Annotated in this window: 17 protein-coding genes; 9 read left to right on the forward strand and 8 right to left on the reverse strand. The window is 61.3% G+C overall.

What is annotated here, in order from left to right; translation table 11 throughout:
• Window positions 1-70: 70 nt before the first annotated feature.
• Entirely contained in the window at window positions 71-865 is a 795-nt protein-coding gene (locus DN745_RS18425) for a hypothetical protein (protein WP_111337242.1), read from the forward strand.
• Window positions 866-965: 100 nt separating this feature from the next.
• Here the strand turns inward: DN745_RS18425 and DN745_RS18430 are convergent, their stop codons facing one another.
• Both DN745_RS18430 and DN745_RS18435 read right to left on the reverse strand, forming a co-directional pair.
• The gene (locus DN745_RS18430; protein WP_111337244.1) at window positions 966-1,757 is read right to left on the reverse strand and encodes a CPBP family intramembrane glutamic endopeptidase; all 792 of its coding nucleotides are present in this window, start codon (window positions 1,755-1,757) and stop codon (window positions 966-968) included.
• Between the two features lie 57 nt (window positions 1,758-1,814).
• The gene (locus tag DN745_RS18435) at window positions 1,815-2,441 is read right to left on the reverse strand and encodes a hypothetical protein (protein WP_133621950.1); all 627 of its coding nucleotides are present in this window, start codon (window positions 2,439-2,441) and stop codon (window positions 1,815-1,817) included.
• 375 nt (window positions 2,442-2,816) lie between these two features.
• Between DN745_RS18435 and DN745_RS18440 the strand changes: the two genes are divergently transcribed.
• A complete protein-coding gene (locus tag DN745_RS18440; protein ID WP_133621951.1) occupies window positions 2,817-4,628 on the forward strand; it encodes a putative metal-binding motif-containing protein in 1,812 nt (603 codons plus the stop codon).
• A 157-nt stretch (window positions 4,629-4,785) separates the two neighbouring features.
• A complete protein-coding gene (locus tag DN745_RS18445) occupies window positions 4,786-5,715 on the forward strand; it encodes a hypothetical protein (protein WP_111337250.1) in 930 nt (309 codons plus the stop codon).
• Between the two features lie 61 nt (window positions 5,716-5,776).
• On the opposite strand, the gene DN745_RS18450 is transcribed toward DN745_RS18445, so the two are convergent.
• The 3 genes from DN745_RS18450 to DN745_RS18460 form a co-directional block, all read right to left on the reverse strand.
• Window positions 5,777-6,463 (reverse strand): hypothetical protein, encoded by a 687-nt coding sequence (locus tag DN745_RS18450; RefSeq protein ID WP_111337252.1) that lies wholly within the window; start codon window positions 6,461-6,463, stop codon window positions 5,777-5,779.
• Window positions 6,464-6,531: 68 nt separating this feature from the next.
• Window positions 6,532-7,590 (reverse strand): hypothetical protein, encoded by a 1,059-nt coding sequence (locus DN745_RS18455; protein WP_133621952.1) that lies wholly within the window; start codon window positions 7,588-7,590, stop codon window positions 6,532-6,534.
• A 4-nt stretch (window positions 7,591-7,594) separates the two neighbouring features.
• A complete protein-coding gene (locus DN745_RS18460) occupies window positions 7,595-8,989 on the reverse strand; it encodes a cystathionine beta-synthase (RefSeq protein WP_204355040.1) in 1,395 nt (464 codons plus the stop codon).
• 216 nt (window positions 8,990-9,205) lie between these two features.
• Between DN745_RS18460 and DN745_RS18465 the strand changes: the two genes are divergently transcribed.
• Both DN745_RS18465 and DN745_RS18470 read left to right on the forward strand, forming a co-directional pair.
• Window positions 9,206-10,156 carry a diadenosine tetraphosphatase gene (locus tag DN745_RS18465; RefSeq protein ID WP_111337256.1) on the forward strand — a complete coding sequence of 317 codons (951 nt, stop codon included), beginning with the start codon at window positions 9,206-9,208 and terminating at the stop codon, window positions 10,154-10,156.
• A gap of 176 nt (window positions 10,157-10,332) precedes the next feature.
• Window positions 10,333-12,765, forward strand: a complete 2,433-nt coding sequence (locus tag DN745_RS18470) for a hypothetical protein (RefSeq protein ID WP_111337258.1) — start codon at window positions 10,333-10,335, stop codon at window positions 12,763-12,765.
• Window positions 12,766-12,811: 46 nt separating this feature from the next.
• On the opposite strand, the gene recN is transcribed toward DN745_RS18470, so the two are convergent.
• The 3 genes from recN to DN745_RS18485 all read right to left on the reverse strand — a co-directional run bounded on the left by recN (window position 12,812) and on the right by DN745_RS18485 (window position 17,924).
• Entirely contained in the window at window positions 12,812-14,539 is a 1,728-nt protein-coding gene (gene recN / locus DN745_RS18475) for a DNA repair protein RecN (RefSeq protein WP_111337260.1), read from the reverse strand.
• A gap of 250 nt (window positions 14,540-14,789) precedes the next feature.
• Window positions 14,790-16,685, reverse strand: coding sequence for a hypothetical protein (locus DN745_RS18480; RefSeq protein ID WP_111337262.1), 1,896 nt, complete (start codon window positions 16,683-16,685; stop codon window positions 14,790-14,792).
• A 72-nt stretch (window positions 16,686-16,757) separates the two neighbouring features.
• The gene (locus tag DN745_RS18485; protein WP_133621953.1) at window positions 16,758-17,924 is read right to left on the reverse strand and encodes a hypothetical protein; all 1,167 of its coding nucleotides are present in this window, start codon (window positions 17,922-17,924) and stop codon (window positions 16,758-16,760) included.
• Between the two features lie 249 nt (window positions 17,925-18,173).
• Here DN745_RS18485 and DN745_RS18490 point away from each other — a divergent pair, with 249 nt between their 5' ends.
• From DN745_RS18490 to DN745_RS18505, 4 genes are all read left to right on the forward strand, one after another.
• On the forward strand, window positions 18,174-18,983 hold the full coding sequence (locus tag DN745_RS18490; RefSeq protein ID WP_111337264.1) for a hypothetical protein: 810 nt from the start codon (window positions 18,174-18,176) through the stop codon (window positions 18,981-18,983).
• Between the two features lie 170 nt (window positions 18,984-19,153).
• On the forward strand, window positions 19,154-19,570 hold the full coding sequence (locus tag DN745_RS18495; RefSeq protein ID WP_111337265.1) for a DUF4398 domain-containing protein: 417 nt from the start codon (window positions 19,154-19,156) through the stop codon (window positions 19,568-19,570).
• A 113-nt stretch (window positions 19,571-19,683) separates the two neighbouring features.
• Window positions 19,684-20,769: an OmpA family protein gene (locus DN745_RS18500; RefSeq protein WP_204355041.1), complete on the forward strand. Its 1,086-nt coding sequence runs from the start codon at window positions 19,684-19,686 to the stop codon at window positions 20,767-20,769.
• An 83-nt stretch (window positions 20,770-20,852) separates the two neighbouring features.
• Window positions 20,853-22,373, forward strand: a complete 1,521-nt coding sequence (locus DN745_RS18505; RefSeq protein WP_133621954.1) for a hypothetical protein — start codon at window positions 20,853-20,855, stop codon at window positions 22,371-22,373.
• Window positions 22,374-22,489 lie beyond the last annotated feature (116 nt).

The raw sequence follows: 22,489 nt of genomic DNA on the forward strand, positions 1-22,489 counted from the left end.
TTTTCAAACGCCCCCAAACCTGCTAAGGCTGCGGCGAAGTCATATTTCGGCCCTTTTTCCACGCCATATTATGTTAAAATTAAGCTCGAAAACTGCTCTCCTGGCCGCCCTCTTGTTGACCCTTGTGGGCGGGTGTGACGCGAACGAATTCTCTGACGCCCCCAAGGTCAGCGCCCCGGCGCCGGGTGAGGTGAGCGCGCAGGGCGCGCCGGCGCAGAATCTCAACGCCGGCGCGCGCGCGCCGGGCTCGGCGGGTCCGCTTAAGCCGGGCGCCACCGCCAATGATTTGCCCTCCGATCACCCGCCGATGATGCCGGGCATGAAGGGCGGCGGCGCGCAGGGCTCGACCCCCGCGGTGCCCAACCCGGCCGCGGCCGGCACGATGACCCCGGAGCAATTCGGCAAGGTCGGCCCGATCCGTTGGAGCGCGCCCGACAATTGGCTGGCGGTCAAACCCGCGTCGCCGATGCGCCTGGCCGAATACCACCTGCTCGGCGCCGACGGCACCGAGCCCGCCGTGATGAGCATCTTCTATTTTGGCCAGGGCGGCGGCGGGGCGATTCAGATGAACCTGGACCGTTGGGTCAAGCAGTTTAAGTCGGTCACCGGGGAGCCCCAGCAGTCGGTCGAAGAGGTCGCCGGCATGAAGGTTCACCGCATCGCGGTCGAGGGCACCTTCGAGGTCGACGCGGCGATGGGCGGCGGCACTGCGCGCGCCGACTTCGGCCTGCTCGGCGCGATCGCCGAGAGCCCGGCCGGCAATTATTTCTTCAAATTGACCGGCCCCACCGAGACCATCGCCAAGCATAAAGGTGGGTTCGACGGATTTGTGAAGAGCTTTAAGCCCGCCCCCGAAGAGAAATAAAGATGGCGCGCAATCGAGCAGATTACGCCCCCTGAGATTCGTCGCACAAATAGAAACGCCGCCTCGATATGAGGCGGCGTTTTTATGTGTGCGGCGTCGCTTAAAACCAGGTGGTCTTCTGCGAGGCGGCCAGGATATCCATCGTGACCCCGACGCCCCAGTGCAAAAAGGCCCCGGGGATCCAGGAGCGACTCTGGATCGCCAGATACCCCAGCAGCAGCCCGGCGAAGATCGCCCCGATGGTCTCGGGCATCGGCTTGCCGAAGTGAATCATGCAATAGGGGATCGTCATGATGACGACCGAATAATAGCCAAACTTTTTGAAGAGCGCGAAGATGAGGAAGCCGCGGAAAAACGCCTCCAGCGAGAAGAATTGGATGCCGTAGGCCAACTCATAGCTTAAAAAATGCGTCAGCGACTCGGTCGCCTGGTCATAAAAGGGGTATTTGGATTGGAAGCTCTCCATCATGCTCACGCCGACCAACACCGGCAGCATGATGAGATAGAGCATCAGGTAGATCCAGGCGTGGCCTTTCTTCCACATGCGAAAGCCGTACTCGGCCGGCGACTCCTTAAACCACCAGACGATGCATCCCAGCGGGAGCAGCACCCGAATCAGCAGACTCGCCGCGGCCCAGCAGCCGTAGGGGATCAGGCTGCGGTAGACGCTGGCGTCCAGGCTGAGCCACTCGGCCAGCCACTGCTCGATGGCGCCGCGGCGGTAAAACCCGGGGCGCCCGTAATAGTAGAAGAGCGCCAACAGCACCGAGGTGAGCACGAACACCCCGATGGTGCGCCGGTCCAGGTCGATCTTGGCGCCCCCGTTGGAGGCGAGCTCGGTGCGGGCTTCGGAGACGAAGCCGCGCAGATAATTTGCGATGGGATTATTCATAAAAAAAGGCCCGGCCGGGTGGGGCCAGGCCGCATAGGATGAGGGAGGGGAGCAGGATTAGCGGCGCGTCCAGGAGTCCGCGCGCCCGTCGGCGTTGATGTCGGTGCCGACGCGATCCAGGGTGCCGACCTCGTAATACTCCCAATAGTCGACCTTGCCGTCGCCGGAGTTGTCGCGCTCGATGCGCTCGATGACGCCGTCGGTATAGTAGCGCGTTTCGACCACGCGCGTGCCGTCTTCATTGAGGGCTTCTTTTCGCACCAGATGGCCGTGGTCGAAATAGCTGATGGTGTCGATCTGGCCGCTGAGGTTGCGGTCCATCTTCTCTTTGGTCGGCACGCCGTCTTTATCGTAGAGGCGCACGATGTCGATGGTGCCGTTGGCGTCCACGTCGACTTCCTTTTTGCGCAGCCGGCGCAGCGTCAGCTTCGGGTTCTCCGGGTCCGGATACTCCTCAAAATATTTGATGAGATCCGGCTCCTTATTCCCATCGAGCGAATAGCGCTCGACGATAAACTCGCCTTCTTTGGAGGTCGAGAAATGCGCGGCCTCGAAATTCTCGAGGCTGTCGACCTTTTGCTTTTTGACGGTGTCATCGCTGGATGCGCAACCCGAGCCGACCCATCCGGCGCCCAGGCCAAGCCCGATGACAAGCAATATAGACAGGGTTGATGATTGTCTCATTGGATACGCTCTCAGAAAAAAAATTATGCATCAGAAAGGCTCATGGGACGCGCTCGCCCTGTGACTTTTGCGCCACGCTAGCATAAAAATTAGATGATATCACAAGGAATTTGCGCATGGAGCGTTGCCGGGCCGGTTTTGTCGCAGAAATATGGCAAATCAGCGGCGCGAAGCGCGGGGCCAACCTTCGGGAAGGTGCGGCGCGTCAAGAAGAACAACGGATTCTTGGAGTTTGTTTGAGAACACGGTATCCTGTGGAAGTAAGATGTCACAGTTAAATATCTAAAGTGCAGTGGACCTGATTTTGGACGGTCTCTCGCAAGCCGACAGGAAAGTATGAACGTTCGCGGCCTAAATAGTAGTCGATGGGAAGTTTTGACGCTTCTTGTATTTGCGGGGAGCCTTTTATTTGGCGCCTGTTCTTTTGAGACGCCGTTGAGCGGGCTGGAGTGCGCGGATGAAAACGCGACTCGCCCCGGTGAGGTGTGCCAGGATGGCTATTGGCGAATCGACGCGGACGCCGGGCTGGACGCGGAGGGAGGGGCGGACGTCGAGCTGGACGTCGAGCTGGACGCGACGCCGGATGTAGAGCCGGGCGAGGATGTCGATACCACGCCGGATATCGTCGAATGCGTGGCGCCCGAAGAGCTATGTGGCGGAGCGTGCGTCGACCTCGACACGGATGTTGCCAATTGCGGCGCTTGCGGCACGAGCTGCGCGGGCGCCGAGGAGTGTGTCGCCGGGGCATGCGTGCCCGAGGCAGCCTGCGAGGTCGGAGATGAGCGCTCCTGTTATACGGGCCCGGCGGGGACCAAGGGCGTCGGAAGCTGCGAGGCCGGCCTTCAGGTCTGCAACTCCGATAACGAGTGGGGCGACTGCCAGGGCGACGTGACGCCCCAGGACGAGGTCTGCAACGGGGAGGACGATAATTGCGACGGGGCGGTCGACGAGAATAACCCGGAGGGGGGCGCGAGCTGTGACACCGGCGCGCTCGGCATCTGTGCCGACGGCGTCGAGACCTGCACCGAGGGCGCGATCGAATGTGTGCCGACCCGAAGCGCTTCGCCGGCCGAAGAGTGTGGCACTGACGGCACCGGAAACGGGCAAGATAACGATTGCAACGGCCAGGTCGACGATGGCTGCGCGAGCTGTGTCCCGGGCGAGTCGAAACCCTGCTATAGCGGCCCGCCTGGCACCGAGGGTGTCGGCGTATGCGACGGCGGCGCACAGACCTGCAACGGCAACGGCGAATGGGGCGCGTGTCAGGGCGATATCACGCCGAGCGCGGAACTCTGCAATGATGACGGTAAGGATGAGAATTGCGACGGCGCTGTCAATGAGGGCTGCGCGTGTCTCAACGGGGCGACCGAGAGTTGTGGTACCGACGTTGGTATGTGCTCCACGGGCGTCCGCACCTGCGTTGACGGTAAATGGGGGACCGAGTGTGCCGGCGAGGTTGGGCCGGCGCCCGCGGAGCTCTGTGATGGCTCGGATCACGACTGCGATGGCGATACTCACAACGGCTTTGAAGGGCTCGGGACGGAGTGCTTCGTCGGCGTTGGCGCGTGTCGAAATGCCGGCACGATGGTCTGCAAGGGCGATGGAAGTGGGCTGGAATGTGACGGCACGCCACTGCCCGGGCTCACCTATTATCTCGACAGCGATGGGGATGGCTTCGGCGACTCGGCCAGCGCGGTGACCGCCTGTGAGCCGCCCAGCGGCGATCATATCCTGACTGGCGGTGATTGTGATGATTCGAACGCCGATATTTATCCCGGGGCGACCGAGCTCTGCGATGGGCTCGACAATAATTGCAGCGGCACCATCGATGATGGGTCCAATATGTGCGGCGCGGACCAGAGTTGCCAGGACGGCGGATGCTGCGATGAGAGCTATTTGGGCGGCCCGAATGGAGGCAATAGCTGCAATGGTCAGCTATGCAATGGGGACGATGCTCACTGCGCCTCGGGTTTTTGCGAGGATATCACGGGGCCGAGTAACGACGCTTGCTTCCCGGCGCATTGCAACGACGGGGCACAAAATGAAGATGAAACCGGGATCGATTGCGGTGGCTCGTGTTTGAAGTGTTGGGCCGACCAGTGCACCGATGACTCGGAGTGTAAGACTGGGTATTGCAATTGGCGAACTGTATATAATGCCAGAGTATGTACATGGGCGAGGAATTAAGGCCTGTGCTCTGGTGGGCGTTCGTACGCACCGGGCAATATGGAGCGTATAAACTTAAGCGTCTCTGAGCGATGATGAGGATTTGCCATGAGCGGCGAGTCGACGGGCTTCGGTGTTTTAGACTTGCCGCATTTTTAGCACTGCAATGGAGAGAGCGATGGTCAATACGGTGCAGTTTCAGCGGTTGAAATCGACATCTTATTGGCTGCTGGCCGCCGGGTTCTTCCTGGCCGCCGGGTGCTCCTTTGACTCGAGCCTGGGCGAGGTGAGCTGCGACGCCGAGGGGCAGATGTCTCAGGGCCGCCTCTGCCAGGATGGGCGCTGGGTGCAGCTTCCCGAGGCCGACGCCTCGCTCGATACAGACCCGATCCCCGATATTCTGACCGAAGATACCCTTCAGCCCTCGGATACCCGGGCCGAGGATGTGTCGGAGGTCGCCGACACGGTTGCGCCCAAAGATGTCGCCGATGCCGAAGACGCGGCCGACGTGGAGCTCGATATTCGTGACGCGTCTGATTCAGGGGAGCCTGATATTCTCGAGGACGCCGATGGGGGATCGGATGCGGATGTGAGTGATGCCGGCTCGGATGCAGATGCGGGCGAGGACGCGGATGTCGGTGGGGACGCAGACGCTGGCTCGGATGCAGATGCGGGCGAGGACGCGGATGTCGGTGGGGACGCAGACGCTGGCTCGGATGCGGGCGGGTGTGCCGAAGGCGCCCGTCGCGAGTGCATCATGTCTGGGACGGAGCCCTCGCTCGTCTGCCTCCCCCCTGCGATACAGATCTGTGCGGCGGATGGGAGTTGGTCAGAGTGCGCTTGGGATTTCGATTCGATTGATTGCGGGATAGGCGCCTGTGATCGCCAGCGTTGCGATTCGATAAATCCCAATATGCAATGCCGCTACGGCGCATGCTGTGAGCCGAAAACGGTCCCCGAGATGTGCGCATTCATGGGGAGAGAGTGCGGCAAGATTTCCGTGGATAGAGAGGATAATTGCGGCCAGAAGATTGATAAGAAACGCTGTGGCCAATGTGGGGATGGTCAGACATGCAGTGACCAGGGTGTCTGTGAATCAGACGACTGAGTCCGATCGAGACAAATAAAAGCGGCGCCACAACGTGGCGCCGCTTTTATTTGGGGCGACTTTATTTGGAGACGTCGAACTCCCGCATGACATTCTGTCCCTGAATCTCGAGCAATACCCGCTGGATCTTGGCCGGGTTCAGCCGCACCATCATGGCGCATGCCTGGGTGACGATCTTCTGCCAGGTATCGGCCCCGATATGGGTCGCGATCGGGGTCAGGCCAATCCACAGTTCGTGGTTCTTCTCGTCCATATCGACCGAGAAACACCCGATGCGCAGCCTGCGATCGTCGGTCGGAGAAAACACCAGATCGAAGATCGCGTCGTCTTTGTCGAGGAACGCGCTCTCGGCCTTTACGCGGTGCGCGAGCGTCTCGATCTCGAGGATCTCTTCGGCGTCCAATTCAATAAAGTCGGAGGGTAGGAAGTTGCCGCGCAGCAATTTGCGCTTCTTCTTTTTGGCCTCCAGATTCCATTGCCACGCCGAGGTGATGCGCACCCGATAGGTCTCGGTGTTGCGCCCGCGTAGGATCAGGAAGTCGCCGTCAAAGGTGTAGTCGCCTTCATCTTTTTCGACTTTCGCGGTGCCAGCGTCCTCCTGGGTGAGGTCGTAGAGGCTAAACTTGCCGGTCAGGCGAAGCGCCAATAATTGACCCTTCTTTTCGATCGCCTCGGCCAATGGCTTATTGTCGTCGGCGAGCATATACCAGGAACCGCGAATCGCTTCGGGAAGCAGGTTATCGTGCATCAAATTCTCCACAATGATCGAATACTTTTTGTGCCAGCAATCGGGCGGGTGACGCCGCGCCGCGGGGGCTATTTTTTCGGGGTGCTCGTGCGGTCTTCGATGAGCGGCACGGGGATATAAGCGGCGAGTCGTCCGGCGACTTGCTGGGCCCATGCCTGGCGTGCGTCGCGGGTGCCCAATTGCTCGGGGGCCGTGATGTTGAGCGAACTCCCGAGGTGATGCGCCCGGCTGCCGAGCACCGAGACGACTTCTCCGTCGAGCAGCACCGCCCATAGCGCCGCGTCGTCGGTGAGCGCGCCGTTTGGCAGCAGGGCGTCGCTGAGGTCATTCTCAAAGAGCAGCTGCACATAGGACTCGCCGGTCTTACCCTGGCGTATCGACGCGCTGGCCACATCGTCGTGGGTCGCGATCGGCGCGCTCAGGGTGAGCGTGCGCCAACCTCCGCCGGTGTCCGGGAAGACCGTAAACTTCAGCCCACTGCCGGCTGAAATGATATTTCTTGACGGGTTATTCTCTAAAAATCGCAGCACGGAGTGCAGCTTCTCGGCGTCCGCGCTCCACAGATACGCCTGGTTGGCGTCGAAGCTTCCCTGCTTCTGGCGCAGCTCAACGCCGACGGGAAGATCGGCTAGCGCGCGCACCCAGCGGGTGCCCGCGGGCTCAATCGGGCGCAGCTCCATGCGCCCGCGCGGCACCACGATGCCGGCGACGACCTGGCGCGAGGTGTTGCCGCGCACGCGCACCAAAATTGAGCGCGATTGGGCGCTGGTGACGGAAAAGTCCTTAATACCCGCCGCCTTCAGCCGGGTGCGGATGCGGCGAGCGGTGAGCTGCGTCATCTCGGCGGCCTTCTCGGCCTCGAACCTGTCGAGCTCGGTCTCCTGCGCCGCCTCCGACGCAGGTTTGTCGCCCTTGGGTCGCAAGATGCGCAATCTTATGACCTTTTCGACGCCGTCATTTCCCCTCCCGAGCGCGTGGGCCGCGCCCGGGTCCAGAGGCCCGCTCAGGGTTGGGCTGAGCACCAAAAAACTGGCGCAGAGCATGCCCAATAAGAGGCGCTTGCCCAGCCGATTGGGCTGGGTGAGCGCGACGCGGGCGGGCTTTTGTGGAGCGGGAAATAACTTCATCAAATCACATTTTGCGAGAGACATAGTCGATAAAGTCGATCTTGGTGATGATGCCGACCAGCTTGTCGGCGTCGTCGACCACGATCACGACTTTATTCTGCTTGAAGAATTGGCCGATGATCTTGACGCGGTTCGACGGCTCCACGATGGCGAAGCGGGCTTCGACCAGGTCGTCGATGGCCTTATCGCCCGAGCCCTCGCCCAGCAGGTGGTCGAGCACGTTGCTCTCGGTGATGATGCCGACCACGCGCCCGGCGTCGAGCACCGGAAGTTGGCTGATATCGTGGGACTTCATCAGCTCCACGACCTGGCTGATCTTGTCGCCCAGCGAGGCGGTGAAGATGTCGCCCTTGGCGCGGCTTGAGTGGGCCGATTTGGACTTCTGGGCCAGCAGGTCTGCGACCGTGTCGGCGTTGTTCTCTTCCTGCAAGAAGCCGTTCTCGCGCATCCAATCGTCGTTGAAGATTTTGGAGAGATAGCGAGAGGCCGAGTCCGGGATCATGACGACGATATTCATCTCACGGTCCATACGCTCGGCGTATTTGACCGCCGCGGCGACCGCGCCGCCGGCGGAGCCGCCGGTGAAGATGCCTTCTTCGCGCACCAGGCGCCGGGTCATGGTGAAGCACTCCGCGTCGTCAACGCGGATGACCTCGTCGACCACGCTAAAGTCCATGGTGCTGGGCAAGAAGTCTTCGCCGAAGCCCTCGACCAGGTAGGTGTTGGCTTCGGTCATCTTGCCGGTTTTGAAATAATCGTAATAGAGCGAGCCGACCGGGTCGACCGCGATGATCTGGACGTCGGGGTTTTGCTCTTTGAGGTAGCGCCCCATGCCGGTGATGGTTCCGCCGGTGCCGGCGGCGACGATGAGGGCGTCGATCTTGCCCTCGGTCTGCTCCCACAGCTCCGGGCCGGTGCTCAGATAATGGCCGCGGGGGTTGGAGGGGTTGTGGTATTGGTTGGCCAGGTATCCGCCGGGGCTCTCCTCGGCGAGGCGACGGGCGACCGAGTAATAGCTGCGCGGATCTTCGGGCTCGACCGCGGTGGGGCAGACGACCACGCGGGCGCCGAAGGCGCGCAGCGCCTCGATCTTCTCGGCGGCCATCTTGTCGGGCATCACGAAGATGCACTGATACCCCTTGATCGCGCCGGCCAGGGCCAGGCCGATGCCGGTGTTGCCGCTGGTGGCCTCGACGATGGTGCCGCCGGGGCGCAGGTCTCCGGAGGCCTCGGCGTCCAACACGATCTGCATGGCCGGGCGATCTTTGACGCTGCCGCCCGGGTTGAGATATTCGAGTTTATAATAAATATTGGCCTTCACATCGGCGGCGATGCGGTGGCTCTTGACCAACGGGGTGTTGCCGATCACTTCAAGGATATTCTCTGCGGCTTTAATCATCGGATTTCACTCCAGGAAATTACGGTTGATTTTGCTATAACTAGGACAGGCAATGCCTAGCATCGCAGCGCGCCGATCGACAAGGGTAAGTCATCATGACAACTGTCGCGGCGCGCGCCTTTGTTCCATGGCCGCCCATATTATTTTAGCCCATCCTCACACGGCGGATTGGCCGGATTTTCCCCCTGACTTTTATCATGACCGGCGAGCACACCCATGTCGACCTACGCGATCGGTGATATTCACGGCTGCCTGGACAGCCTTCAAAGACTGCTGGAGCACGTCAACTTCGACCCCGCCGCCGACCGCCTCTGGCTCACCGGCGACCTTGTAAATCGCGGCCCCAATGCCCTGGCGACGCTGCGCTGGGTCTATAAGAACGCCGGGTTTATCGACGTCGTCCTGGGCAATCACGACCTCAATATGTTGGCGGTGGCCGCGGTCGAGCGCGTCTATGGCAGCGGCGCGGCCAGGGTGGCCAAAGGGGTCGCGAATATTCGCATGCGCCCGAGCGATACCTTCGGCGAGATTCTGGCCGCCCCTGACCGCGACGAGCTGCTCGGCTGGCTGCAGAAGCAGCCGCTGGTGCTCACCCGCGACCGGGACGTGATGGTGCACGCCGCGCTGCTGCCGCAGTGGTCGGTGGAGGACGCGCTTCGGCTGTCTGGCGAAGTCCAGCGCGCGCTCAAAGCGCATCTTCCGGCGCTGCCGGATGACGCCGAGCGCCTCGGCCTGAATCAGGGCGATTGGGACAAAAAGAACGAGCGGTTCTTCGACTCACTCTACGGCAACAAACCCGGCCGTTGGAGCGGAGACCTCGAAGGCGCCACTCGCCTGCGCGTTATCATCAACGCCATGACGCGCCTGCGCGTGTGCGAGGCCGACGGGACGATGGCCTTTGATTATAGCGCGACGCTGGCCGATATGCCCGAGCAGCGACGCCCCTGGTTCAGCCTGCCCGACCCGGCCTGGGCCGGGCATACCGTGATCTTTGGGCATTGGTCGGCCATCGGTGTCTATCAGCAGGCCGATCCTCGTGCCCCATCCCGGATGCAGGTGATCGGCCTGGATAGCGGTTGCGTCTGGGGCAACACGCTCAGCGCGCTGCGCCTGGAAGACCGGGCGATTTTTCGGGTGACCTCGGAGTTGGCCGAACGCAGCGCGTGACGCCGTCCGCCCTAGTCGGCGGGTGTCGCGGCCGAAGGGCGGGCAGGAGGCGGATTTTCTTGGCGAAGAGTTTGCTCCCATTTGTTGATTTTCGACGACCCTCCTACCATGATGTTGCGCTCAGAGTGATAACTTCGTTTAACCCGTGTTTCCCCCATTGAAATTGGTGAATATAGATGTCTATTCGACGCATTCAGGCCGGTGATTTTCGCAAATTGACGTCATTGGCGGGGTTGTGCCTGCTCGTGCTGAGCGGCTGCGGCGATTGCAGCGGCGAGGGCTCGGGCGGTGGTTCGAACCCGGGGCGCGATGTGACCTCGGATGTCGGGGATATCGGAGAGGACCTCGATAGCGGGCCGGGCGAGGATGTCGACACGAAGCAGGAGGCCGACGGCGATGGGGCGGACGGGCGTACGGATGCTTCGGACGTGAGCGAGTGTGCGCCCGAGAATCAATGCGCTGAGTCTTGCTGTGGTAGCGATGAGTTGTGCCTGCGCGACCAATGCGTCCTGCCGGGGAGTGACTGCGCGCATAACCTGGATTGCGCGTCGGACGAGATTTGCGAGCCCTCGATTGGTCGCTGTATTTCAGACCCGGGCGTGGTCTGCGAGATTGTGCCCGAGATCGATGCCTTTGACCCGCGGATGACCCTGGCCTGGACCGACGGCCCCGACACGGTGGCGCCGAATTTCAACCAGGTGATGATGACCCCCGCGGTGATCGATATCAACGAAGACGGAATGCCGGATATCGTGTTTTCGACCTTCGCGGGCGGAAATTATGCGGGCCCCGCGGTGCTGCGCGCGATCGACGGCAATACCTACGAGCCGATCTTTGATCTCGACGCGCCTGAGAAGGCCGTTTCGGGTTCGGCGTCGGTGGCGGTGGGGGATGTCGACGGGGATGCGCGCAACGAGATTATCGCGATGCTGCCGAGCACCGCGGCGGGGACCTTCGGGTTGATCGCGTTTGATGACCACCTGACGGATTGGGCGGTGAAGTGGCGCGCCGAGTGGCCGGCGCCGGTGGGCGTGGAGATGGGCGTGGACCGCTATTATACCGGCCCGGCGCTCGCCGATCTGAACGCCGACGGCAGCGTCGAGGTGGTCGTGAGTAACCGGGTTTATAACGCCGAAACCGGAGACCTCCTGTGCGTCGCGACTGAGCTGGACCCGGGGCCGCTGAATACAACGGTCGCCGATCTCAACGGCGATGGCAATTTGGAGGTTATCGCGGCGACTGGCGCGTTCACCTTCGCGTATAACGCGTCGACCGACGCCTATGAGTGCGAGACCTATTGGCAATATGAAAATGACGGTTATGGGTTCCCGGCGGTGGGTGATTTCGGGACCTTCACCGACGGTCAGATGCGGTTTGGCGAGCTCGACGGGATTCCGGAGGTCGTGAGCGTGGCGGGCCGAGATTCGACCGATCAGGTGCGGCTGAGCAATGGCCAGGACGGAACGACCATCTGGACCGCGACGATCCCCAATCAGGATCATCCGCACTTCTCGGATGCGCAATGCGTCCGCAGGCAGGGCGGCGCGCCCACCATCGCGGACTTTAACGGCGACGGCGCGCCCGAGATCGGCACCGCCGGCGCGTGTTTTTACGCGGTATTTGACGGGGAGGGCGAGCTGCTGTGGAAAGATCCCTCTCAGGATTTCTCAAGCGCGGTGACCGGCTCGAGCGTCTTTGACTTCGAAGGCGACGGGAAGGCCGAGGTTGTCTACGCCGATGAGTGTTTTCTGCGCGTCTACGACGGGACGACCGGTGAGGTTCTGTTCAAGCGCTCGCACACCTCGGCGACCACGCGCGAATTGCCCGTGATCGTCGACGTGAATAATAACTATCACGCCGAGATTGTGCTTATCGCGAACGATTATTCGGCCGGGACGACCAATAATTGTCAGAATAATTGGGGCGAAGAATTCGACGCCCTGGGTGGATCATCCCACGGGATCATCGTCATCGATGACCCGGAGAAAAAGTGGGTGTCGACGCGGCCGGTGTGGAATCAATATACCTATCATGTGACCAATGTGTGTGACGGGCTGGCGCAGTCGACCTGCCCGGGGCGCACGAATGTGGTCGGCGCGATTCCGATCGGGGAGCTTCCGAATTGGAAGCAGCCGGGGCTCAATAACTTCCGCCAGAACGTTCAGGGCGAGGGGCTATTTAACGCGCCGGACCTGGCGGTGACCAATATTGCGACCGATTGCAACGCGACCGAAGGGTTGGGCTTTCGGATCACCGTCTCGAACCTCGGCACGCGCGGCGTGCCCGAAGGGGCCGAGGTTGCGGTCTACGTGAGCGTCGACGGCACGGAGCAATATCTGACAACGCTGACCACGACCGAGCGCCTACTCCCGGGTGGGGCGCAGACGATTGAGTATATCTGGGCGGATGGGCCGGACCCGGGCGGCAAGCTCATCACGGTCCGCGCGATCGCGGATGCGAATGAGGCCGGTGAGGGGCAATATCCGGAGTGCATCGAGGATAATAACGAGCTGATCAATGAGGCGAGTTGTATATGTCGCGAGAATCGGGACTGCTCTCCCGGTGAGTTCTGCGCCAGCAGCGGCGAATGCTTGCCGATGGATGGCTGAGTGATGAAACAAGCCGCCGCGCCCCGGGCGCGGCGGCTTTTTTGATTCAGACCGTCGGGGTGGACGGGCTGAGCAGGTCGCGCGCGGCGTCGAGCGTTTTGGCGCTGACGCGGGTGCCGCCGAGCATGCGCGCGAGTTCTTCGACGCGCTCTTCTTGGTCGAGCGGGCGAATGCGCGAATGCGTGCGGCCGTTCTCCAGAAGTTTTTCGACCAGATAGTGATGATCGCTTCGCGAGGCGATCTGGGGCAAGTGGGTGATGCAAAGGACCTGGTGGGCCGCCGCGGTGGCGCTGATCTTTGCGCCGACGACGTCTGCGGTTTGCCCGCCGATGCCGGTGTCGACTTCGTCGAAGACATAGGTTTCGATGGCGTCGCGCTCGACCAGGACGGTCTTAAAGCCCAGCATAATGCGCGACAACTCACCACCACTGGCGATCTTGGCCATCGGGCGCGGCTCCTCGCCGGCGTTCGGGGCGAGCAGGAACTCAACCTGGTCGAAGCCGTTGGCGCCCAGGGCGGGGGCGTTCGGGTCGGCGTCGAATTTATCGAAGTCCTTGTCGGGCAGCTCGGCGGGCGTGAAATTGACCACGAAGCGGGTGTTTTTCATGTTAAGCTCGTCGAGTTCGCCTTCCAGACGCGTCTCGAGTTGCTTGGCGGCTTTGCGCCGTTTTTCGCTCAATGCGTGGGCGTATTGGTAGGCGTTACGCCGTGCCTTTTTGAGGTCCAACTCGAGCTTTCCGCCGATCTCCTCGGCGTTTTCTAATTGGTGCAATTCGGCGCGCAGGGCGTCGACGCGCTCGCGGATCATATCGACGCCGACGACGCCGAATTTTCGGCCCAGGCGTTTGATAAGCTCCAGGCGCGAGACGACTTTGTCGTAGCGCGCGGGGTCGGCGTCGACGTCGCGTTGGTGCTCGGCCAGTTCGAGCGCGACCTCGTTGATGGCGATGCGCGCGTCCTCAAGGCGCTCGCCTAACCCTTGGAGAGCCGGCGAGAATTGCGCGGCGTATTCGAGGCGCTCGATGGCCTGCGCGAGCTGGGTGGCCGCGGACTCGGGGCCTTCATGACAGCGATAGGATGCCTCGCCGATCGCGTCGGTGATTCTCTCTGCGTATTTAAGCGTCTTCATCTCGGCTTGGAGCGCGACGTCTTCGCCGGGCTGCAGATCGGCCCCGTTGGCTTCGCTGAGTTGGAATCGCAAAAAGTCGATGCGGTTGAGGCGATCCTGCACATTTTGGCGGATGGCCGCCAGCTTGCGCTGGATCTTTGCGACCTCGGCGTAGGCGGTGGCGGTGTCGTCGCGCAGGTCGCCGATCTCGGCGAAGTTGTCGATCATGGCCACGTGGCGATTGACGTCGAAGAGGCTATAATGCTCGTGCTGCCCGCTGATATCGACCAACCCGCGCGTCAGGGTCTGCAGCGCGCCGACGGTGGACAGGCTGCCGTTGATAAAGACCTTGTTGCGCCCCGAGCGGCTTAGGATGCGTCGCACGACGAGATCTTTTCCCGGGGCGATCCCTTCGGCCTCAAGCACGGCGTTGATCGCGGCGAGCCGCTCCTCTTTGGGGGAGAAGATCGCCTCAACCACCGCTTCGTCCTCGTCCGAGCGAATGACGTCGGTGCTCGCCCGCCCGCCCAGCAGCAAGTTTAGCGCGTCGATAATGATCGATTTACCCGCGCCCGTCTCACCAGTGAGGACCGTGGAGCCGCGGTAAAAGGGAATTTCGAGGTGATCGATGATCGCAAAATTTCGGATAATTAAATGACTAAGCATGGCCCATCCGGGTTATTTTGTTGAAGACCTGAAGTCGTAAAATATTTGTCACAAGTCCCTCTGCTGGGCAATCGATCTGCGCGTCGAAAATATCAATTGGACGCGGATAATGATCGTAATAGCCGCATAAATGGGGCTTCCCGCAGAGTTTCCCACAGCCTAGCACAAGTTGCGCACAACTGAACGCATGACAAGTGCTCGGGGCGAAATAATTTTCAAAACGGTCGAATAACCCGGAATCCTTCGCCGATTAGAAGGGCTCGGGCAACCAGATCACGAAGCCATTTTCGAGCAAAGCGGCCATGCTATCGATGTCGATCGCGTCGACCCAGTCACAGCGCGGCTGCCCGCTCTCGATGGCGTCGAAGATCTTCGCCTCTTCGACGTCGACGAGCATCAAGCGAAGCTCGCCGCGCAGGAAGATCCGACCCAGCTCAACGTCTTCATCTTGCTCGGCAAGTTGCGGATCGCCGGTGATCGCGGCGGCGATATCGGCCGGGAATCGCTGCCGGGTCAAAGTCTCGTTTAGGCGCACTGTGCCGGGGCGAATGGCGAGCTCATCGAAGCTATTAGGGATGGACGCGAATAGCTCGGCGACGCGATCTTCGCGAGGCGCCCGCGTCGCCCATGCCTCAAATTTGGCGAGCTCAGCGGCGAATTGTTCATCGGCGTCCAGGGTCCCCGCGGCGGCTTCGGCGGCCAGATAGTCGGCGAAGCGCTCGGCCAGGCGCCCGTGGGCGCGGAAGGGCTCGGAGAGGGCGAATTTCTGGGCGTGTTGGTCGAGGCCATGGTCGCCCAGGATGTCGGCGGCGGAGGGCAGCGCGTCGCGCAGGCCGGTATGCAATTGGGCGAGGCCGGCGTGGGCGAATTGCTCGGGCTCCCACCATTGGTAGCCCAGGGCGGCGACGCTGTTCGCGATCTCGTCGGGGAAATGCCCCTGCACACGCTCAAATGCCTGCAATAGATCGCGCAAAACGTCGTTGCTATAGTCGGCGATCTTGGCGTCGGTGAGCATATGGTGCACGTGGTGAGCGGCTTGCTCAAGCGCCGGGGTGAGGTGTGCTTCGACCGCGTCGAGGCCGGCCGAGTTTTCGGCGAGCCAACCCATCGCGACATAGATGCGGTAGGCGAGGTCCTGGATGGCGCGGCGGGCGCGCAGCGTTTTATAGCGCTCCAGGTCGACCCCGATATCGCCGCCGAGCAGGCGTCGGGTGGTGTCCTTGAGGTGCGTCATATAGCGGCCGAGGGAGCTATAATAGTCGAGGTCGTCGGTCAAAAAGAGCTCCGCCCACGCCCCGAAGCTCCAGGCGGTCATGCGATTCCAATGGCTTCGCATATAGCCGATGGCGTCGCTCGACGAGTCGAGCTTATACCCCTCGATCGGGTGCAAATCGCCGCTTTGGATCTCGGCCATGCAGGCGTTCCATTCGCGCTCGAAATGGGCGATGCCGCGCTCGGCCCAGGTCAGCGCCTGCGCGCGCTGGGTGGCGCGCCACTCGGGCGTGGTCTCCCAATAGGGCTTGGCCGCGGCCTCGCATTCGCCGCAATACTCCTGATAGAGCTGCTCGCCGCGGTGCTCCGGGCAGCGCGGTCGGTAGATCTCGTCGAAGCTATACCAGTGAACCACCGGCAATAATTCGTTGATGCGCGAGCCAACATACATCTCGAAGCGGGTCATCTGGGGGTGCCAGAAGAACTTCATCGACCCGTGGATCAGCTCGTGCGGGCGCCATTTGCGGCGGTGATTCGGGTTGAACGCGGGGAATGGGGTGTCCAAGAAGAATGAGAAATATTTGGGTTCTTCGAGGATGCCCTGGTTCCACACGGGCACGGTGCCGGCTTCCCAGACGGCGATCTCGGGGGCCTGGTCCTCGGGCATCGCCACGCGCTCGCGCAACTCATGGTGATAAAACGCGCGTCCCTCTTCTGCCGCCTGCAGCGCTGCGCGCGCCGACAGCGCGGTGACCGTCATGTCGAGCTTGGGCGCGCCCATTTCCTCGAAGACCGACTCGACCCCGGCGGGCTCTCCGGCGGCGGCGAGCGCCTCGCAGGCGTCGACGATCGCCTCGGCGTCGGGGAGCCACTGGCGCACATCCGCCTCTTGGGAGTCGTGGGCGGGGAGGTCTGGAAAAGATAATTTGCTCATGGCGATCCAAAAAACAGGGGCTATATGAATTGATATTTAGATATTTAAAGATGGCGACTCATCACCAGGCGCTTACTCGCGGCGCTCGACCCGAAGGATGGATTCGTGCGTGCCTTCACTGGTAATCCAGAGGGCGCGGCCGCTGCGGTCATAACCCAGGGCCTCGGCCTGGGGCAAAAACGGAAGCGCGGCGCGGGTGGGTGAAAGACTAAACACATCTTCGAAATTGTCCTGCAAATCTTGCTCCGAGCCGGTGTCGGCTGCGCAATAGGTATAGGATTCAAGGTAAGTGCGCACCGTAAATTCGCGCCCATCCGGGGAAATATCTCCGGCGGTGATCATCGCCACCAGGTTGCTGCGCCCTTCGAGGAAGAGGCTCGCGATCTCGACCGCCCGCGCGGGGTTCTCCGGCAAGGAGTCCTCACGCGGGACGCGAAATACCGGGGCGTTTGAGGTGCCATTTTTTTCGACCAGATAGATCGCGGTGGTCTGAGGGTGAACCATCAGGGTTTCGACGTCGCGCGGACCCTCGGGGTAGTCGAGCCATAATGCCTCAATCTCGTTGACCTCAATGGTGATTGTTTCTTGAGGGTTCTCAGGGGGTTGGAGGTGCTCCGCGGGGAGGGGCGGCTCGGGGAATCGGTAGATGACGACGACGTCGCGCTGTCGAAGGTTATCCCCGGTGTCGGCAACGTAGACGCAGGACTTTGGCGAGCCGACGGCGCAGGGGGCGACGGCGATGTCTTCGAAGTCGATGGCGTTTTCGACGCCTTTTAGAAGGACTTCGGCCGCCAGGGCGCCGTCGGTGCGGATTAAAAATACGCGCGCGCTGTCCCCGGAGTCATTATGCGTCCATAAAAAGTCGTCATAAGCCCAGCTCGCCGCCAGCCCGGAGGCCTCATTGATCTCGGCCGAGGCGAGGCTGCCGGTCCGGGTCTTTTTGGTATAGGGGGCGCAAAATTGCGGAGCGTCCTCGGCGTCCTCGGCGTCATTGGTGTCGTCCGCCAGGTCGGAGTCCTGTGATTCGGAGCTGGTGTCGCGTGCGCTCGCGTCCTTGGCCGCGTCCGCCGAAGATGTATCGCCGGTGCTGATGTCGTTGGGCGTCGTATAAACGTCGTCGCTGCGGGTCACGACGCGCTCGGCGCAGGAGGTTAATGCCAGCGCGGCCGCGACGCCCCCGATCGCCAAAAGAACCAGGGATGGGGCCAGACCTGCGCGATACCACCGATGATTGGCCATGGATCTGCACCTTTCAGAAGTTGGAAGTTGAGCGAAATATAAGGCGACATGCTTATATGGGTCTAAGTGCGCGGCTGCTGAGGTAGTCTACGTAGCGCGGCGCGAATCGGAAAGTAGCGTCGCGCTCAAGCCCGTTCAGGTGGTGCTCGGATGTTGACACACGCGTTCAGCCGACTAACGTAAGACCGTTCGGATACGCGAGATTTCGCGAAAGTTAAGACCTCCAATTCGTAGCAGGCGGAGCCTTCGGTGAGCGACGATACCCCCAAACCCAACTCAGACCCATTCGCGGAGGCGCGCGCCTCGTTATGGGGGACGCCTGAGGAGGTTCGGATGGCCGAGGACGCGCCGCCGGTGGCCCTGTCGGAGTCGGACTCGCAGTCGTTGGGGCTCGACCTGCTCTTTGATCTGCACGCGATGGTCGGCGAGCTTGAGCAGACCGAGGGCATCGTGAACGTGACCTCCACGATTCACCCGCCGGTGCCGCTGTTCACGATCCACACCATTGAGCATGGGCTGGGAATCCGGGTGCCGGCGCGCATTCGCTCCTTTTATATGCTCTGCGATGGCCTGGAGTTTTCGTGGAGCTACGAGAAGGATTCTGAGATCATCCCGGGCGGCGGCGCGCACCTCTTTGATTTCGCCACGGTCTTTGATTCCTGGCTGGATTCGCTGTGGCTCAGCGAGGCGGGGATGAGCGAGGAGCAATGCGACTTTATGTGGACATTGCGCGGGTTTGACCGCACCTTCAACGCCGATTCGGCCGTCAAAACCCCGGGCCCCGACGCGCTTGACGAGCGCGAGATGGTTGTCATGTGCGTCGAGGAAGAGTATCCGACATACGATCTATTCGTGCATGATCCGAAGACCCGGTCTTCGCGATTGCTCGACGTATCTTTTCGAGAGTATTTTGACTGTCTGCTCGCCACGCGCGGGACCTATGGATGGCAGAATTTATTGTTGGAAGATAGAGAGCCGCGTCAGGGTGAACTCGAGGGGTTTTATCAGGTCGCTGAGCGATTCTTTCCGCCATCTGATTTGAATCGATGGCGGCGCTGAATTTTGGGGATTGCGTTTGTGCAATCCGAGACAAACCTGTGTTATGGTATGGCCGAATCGCGCGGGTTTTCGATTTGTTTAGGTAATATTTTGGACAAATCCGCGCATTTGAACGACACTATATGTGATATAAAATGAATACTGAACTACCTACAGCACCGAATTTAACTATGTTTATTTCCCGGAATTCCTCCCCCGCCTCCAACGCATCGCGTCGTCTGGTTGGCGCCGGGGTTTTGGCGATCTTGCTTCTTGGCATGGTGGGCTGCGGCCCGGTGCAATCGACCTCTCGCATCAGTGATGCCAAGGTCGCCTTTGAGCGCGCTCGCGTGGCGGAGGCGCATAATAAGGCGCCCTTCGAGTATTATAGCGCGCAATATTATCTGCATAAGGCCAACGAGGAGTGGGGCTACTCGGACTTCGAGGCCGCCTATGATTACGCGACGCGCGCCGAGGAAGACGCGCGTGAAGCAACGATCAAGGCCAAAGAAGATCCGTGGCCGGGAAGTCCGGTGGATGAGGCGCGCCAGCGTGAGGCCCTTGAGAAGGCTGATATGAAGGCCGGCCCCGGACCGACCGGATTTTGATTGAATTTTCGGATGAGCGCCTCGACGCGCGCATTTATTGAATTGTTTTTGTATTGACGTAAAAGGGGTTCGGGTTGATGAACCGTACGCTGCATATATCGTTGGCATTTATAATGCTGCTCGCCTTGGCCTCCACGGGCCTGATTGGTTGTACCACTGGAGCCACCCTTAAGGGGCAGGCGCTCGAGATTCAGGAGCTCAATCAGAGCATCCATGACCGGGCGTACCGCTGCGCGCCCCATGAACTCGCGATCGCCGAATCCAGCGTGGAGTTCGGGATCTATGAGCTCAGCCAGGGCGATTTCGTCCGCGCTCGCCAGCATATCTATCGCGCCGAAGAGCACGCCAAGAAGGCGGATGTGCTCTCGGACTTCGAGGAGTGTCGCGACCAGTCGATCGAAGTGGTCGTCGAGAAGACCCCGCAGGTCGAAGTTGAAGAAGTTAAGCCCGCGCCGGGCGATCGTGACGGCGACGGCATCGCCGATGACGTCGACCAGTGCCCGGATGAGCCGGAAGATTTCGACGGCTTCGAAGACGAAGACGGCTGCCCCGACCCCGATAACGACGGCGACGGCATCCCGGACGTCGACGACGCGTGCCCGAACGTGGCCGGCAATAAGCCGGGCGAGGGTTGCCCGCACTTCGACACCGACTTCGATGGCATCGCGGACATCAACGACCAATGCCCCAATGAGCCCGAAGACTTCGACGGATTCGAAGACGAAGATGGCTGCCCCGAGGACGACAATGATGGCGACGGCGTGCCGGACTTGATTGACCGCTGCCCGATGGTCCCCGGACCCGCGACCAACAACGGCTGCCCGGTTGAGCGCAAATTGGTCAAGGTCGAAGACAACCAGATCAAGCTCAACGAGCGTGTCCACTTCAAGACGGCCAAGTCGGATATCTTGCCCTCCAGCTACCCGCTGCTCGACGAGGTCGCTGACGTGCTCACGGAGAACCCCTCGATTCACGTCCGAATCGAAGGCCACACCGACAGCCGCGGTCGTGACTCCTACAACCAGAAGCTGTCCGAAGACCGTGCCGCAAGCGTGCTTCGTTACCTCCTGGGCCGCGGCATCGACGCCTCGCGACTGGTTTCGCAGGGCTTCGGTGAGACCCGACCGATTGAGGATAACGCAACCAAGACCGGCCGCGCCGCTAACCGTCGCGTTGAGATTCATATTACCAAGCAGTAATAGCGAATCGCCCTAAACCCGGCGCCGCCCTCACCCGGCGGCGCCGTTTTCGTATTGAATTTATTGAATGGAATGCTCCGCTTATGAAGCATCTGACACGTCTTACGCTACTTTCGATTTGGATGCTGGTTGCTCCCGCCGTGACCATTATGTCGACGCCGACCGTCGTCATTGCTCAGGAGAACAGCGCGAAATACGAGGCCAAGCTGGCCTCCGCGATCGAGGATTACGACGCCTTGATGATTGATGAGGCGAAGGCGACCCTCGAGAAGGCTGCCTCCGAGGCGGAGCAAGAGGGGTCGAGCGGCCTGGCGGTCGCCAAGATCTATGTGATGCTCGGCATCGTGCAATTCGCCGAGACCCACGACCAGAGCGACGCGAAGTCGGCCTTTATCAACGCCCTGGCGCATGATTATGGGGTCGAACTTCCCGCCGTCTACGCCAGCCCCAAGCTCAGCGAGGCCCTCGAAGAGGCGCGCAAGGTCGTTGAGCCGCCCAAAAAAGAGGCCGAGACGCCCGTCGCGGCGGCGGAAGGTGGAAATAGCTCGGGCGCCGTCGGATTCCGCCATGACACCGTGCGCACCGCGCGCGCCGGCCAGGCCGTGGAGATTAAGATCTCGGTGGCCTCGGATCTTCCGGTCTATCATGTCCACCTTTATCATCGTCGCTTCGGCCAAACGGACTTTGAGCGTCTCGATATGAAGGCCCAGGGCGCCACGCATTTTGTCGCTCAGATTCCGGCAGCCAAGGTCAACACCAGCCAGGTCGAGTATTATATCGAGGCCCTCAATCGCGGCGACGAGACGATCGGCAACGCCGGCTCGAAGAGCTCGCCGCTGTCGATGACCGTGCTCGGCTCGAGCTCCGACGGCGCGGTCATCGCCCCCGGCGGTGGCGAGGGTGCCGGCGATGAGATCCTGATTGAGACGCCCAACACGCCGCATGACCAGAATGTCTATGTGATGCTCACCGGCGGCACCGGGCTTGGTTTTCTCTTCGGCGGTGACCCCACGGCGCATCCGAACCGCGAGGTCTCCCCGGGCATCGCGCCGGCATTCGGTCACGCGATGCTCGACGCGGGTTATATGGTGACGCGAAACGCCTATGTCGGGTTGTATTTCCGCTGGCAGTTCTCGCCGTCCCAGGACTTCGACTCCGTCCCGGATGTCTCCAAAGAGCCCGGCTCGTTCTTCGACACGCGCGAGGAGTGCTTCGGCCTAGGGTTGCCGGGAGACTGCATGATCGGCGCGAAATATCGCTACTTCTTCGCCGATTTCAGCGCCCTCCGCATGTACTCGAGCATGGGCGCTGGCGTCGGCCGGGTTCGCCAATGGCTGCGGCTGAAGGAGCCTTATTATCAGGCCGACGGGATCACGCCGAGCGCGCAGTGCAGCGGCAAAGACCGCCTGCAGGGCGATGTCGCCGACTATTGCTACGTCCGTGACACCGTGCGACCCGGCTGGGCGCATATCGGGTTCGGCACGGGTTTGATGATGCCGCTTCATGAGAATATCGACCTGGTGGCCGACACCTATTTGGTCCTATTATTGCCGGAGACCGGCATCAACCTGGACCTGAGCGTGGGCATGAACTTGCGCTTCTGACGCGGATGCGCGCGTCGCCTGGGCGTCGAAAGGCTTTGGAAAATAGTACGTTATAAAAAGTCAGGATGATTTTTTGACCAGAACGGTGCCCGTGCTAAACTCCCGGCGAGCGGGCA

The sequence above is a fragment of the Bradymonas sediminis genome (genome assembly GCF_003258315.1).
Classification (GTDB): Bacteria; Myxococcota_A; Bradymonadia; order Bradymonadales; family Bradymonadaceae; genus Bradymonas; species Bradymonas sediminis.

Excerpts from the sequence above, each read along its gene's own strand:
- DN745_RS18470 (WP_111337258.1), top strand. The coding sequence starts at position 10,333 with ATGTCTATTCGACGCATTCAGGCCGGTGATTTTCGCAAATTGACGTCA.
- DN745_RS18435 (WP_133621950.1), bottom strand. The coding sequence starts at position 2,441 with ATGAGACAATCATCAACCCTGTCTATATTGCTTGTCATCGGGCTTGGC.
- DN745_RS18460 (WP_204355040.1), bottom strand. The coding sequence starts at position 8,989 with ATGATTAAAGCCGCAGAGAATATCCTTGAAGTGATCGGCAACACCCCG.
- DN745_RS18450 (WP_111337252.1), bottom strand. The coding sequence starts at position 6,463 with ATGCACGATAACCTGCTTCCCGAAGCGATTCGCGGTTCCTGGTATATG.
- DN745_RS18495 (WP_111337265.1), top strand. The coding sequence starts at position 19,154 with ATGTTTATTTCCCGGAATTCCTCCCCCGCCTCCAACGCATCGCGTCGT.
- DN745_RS18485 (WP_133621953.1), bottom strand. The coding sequence starts at position 17,924 with ATGGCCAATCATCGGTGGTATCGCGCAGGTCTGGCCCCATCCCTGGTT.
- DN745_RS18465 (WP_111337256.1), top strand. The coding sequence starts at position 9,206 with ATGTCGACCTACGCGATCGGTGATATTCACGGCTGCCTGGACAGCCTT.
- recN (WP_111337260.1), bottom strand. The coding sequence starts at position 14,539 with ATGCTTAGTCATTTAATTATCCGAAATTTTGCGATCATCGATCACCTC.
- DN745_RS18425 (WP_111337242.1), top strand. The coding sequence starts at position 71 with ATGTTAAAATTAAGCTCGAAAACTGCTCTCCTGGCCGCCCTCTTGTTG.
- DN745_RS18455 (WP_133621952.1), bottom strand. The coding sequence starts at position 7,590 with ATGAAGTTATTTCCCGCTCCACAAAAGCCCGCCCGCGTCGCGCTCACC.
- DN745_RS18430 (WP_111337244.1), bottom strand. The coding sequence starts at position 1,757 with ATGAATAATCCCATCGCAAATTATCTGCGCGGCTTCGTCTCCGAAGCC.
- DN745_RS18500 (WP_204355041.1), top strand. The coding sequence starts at position 19,684 with ATGCTGCTCGCCTTGGCCTCCACGGGCCTGATTGGTTGTACCACTGGA.
- DN745_RS18480 (WP_111337262.1), bottom strand. The coding sequence starts at position 16,685 with ATGAGCAAATTATCTTTTCCAGACCTCCCCGCCCACGACTCCCAAGAG.
- DN745_RS18445 (WP_111337250.1), top strand. The coding sequence starts at position 4,786 with ATGGTCAATACGGTGCAGTTTCAGCGGTTGAAATCGACATCTTATTGG.
- DN745_RS18505 (WP_133621954.1), top strand. The coding sequence starts at position 20,853 with ATGAAGCATCTGACACGTCTTACGCTACTTTCGATTTGGATGCTGGTT.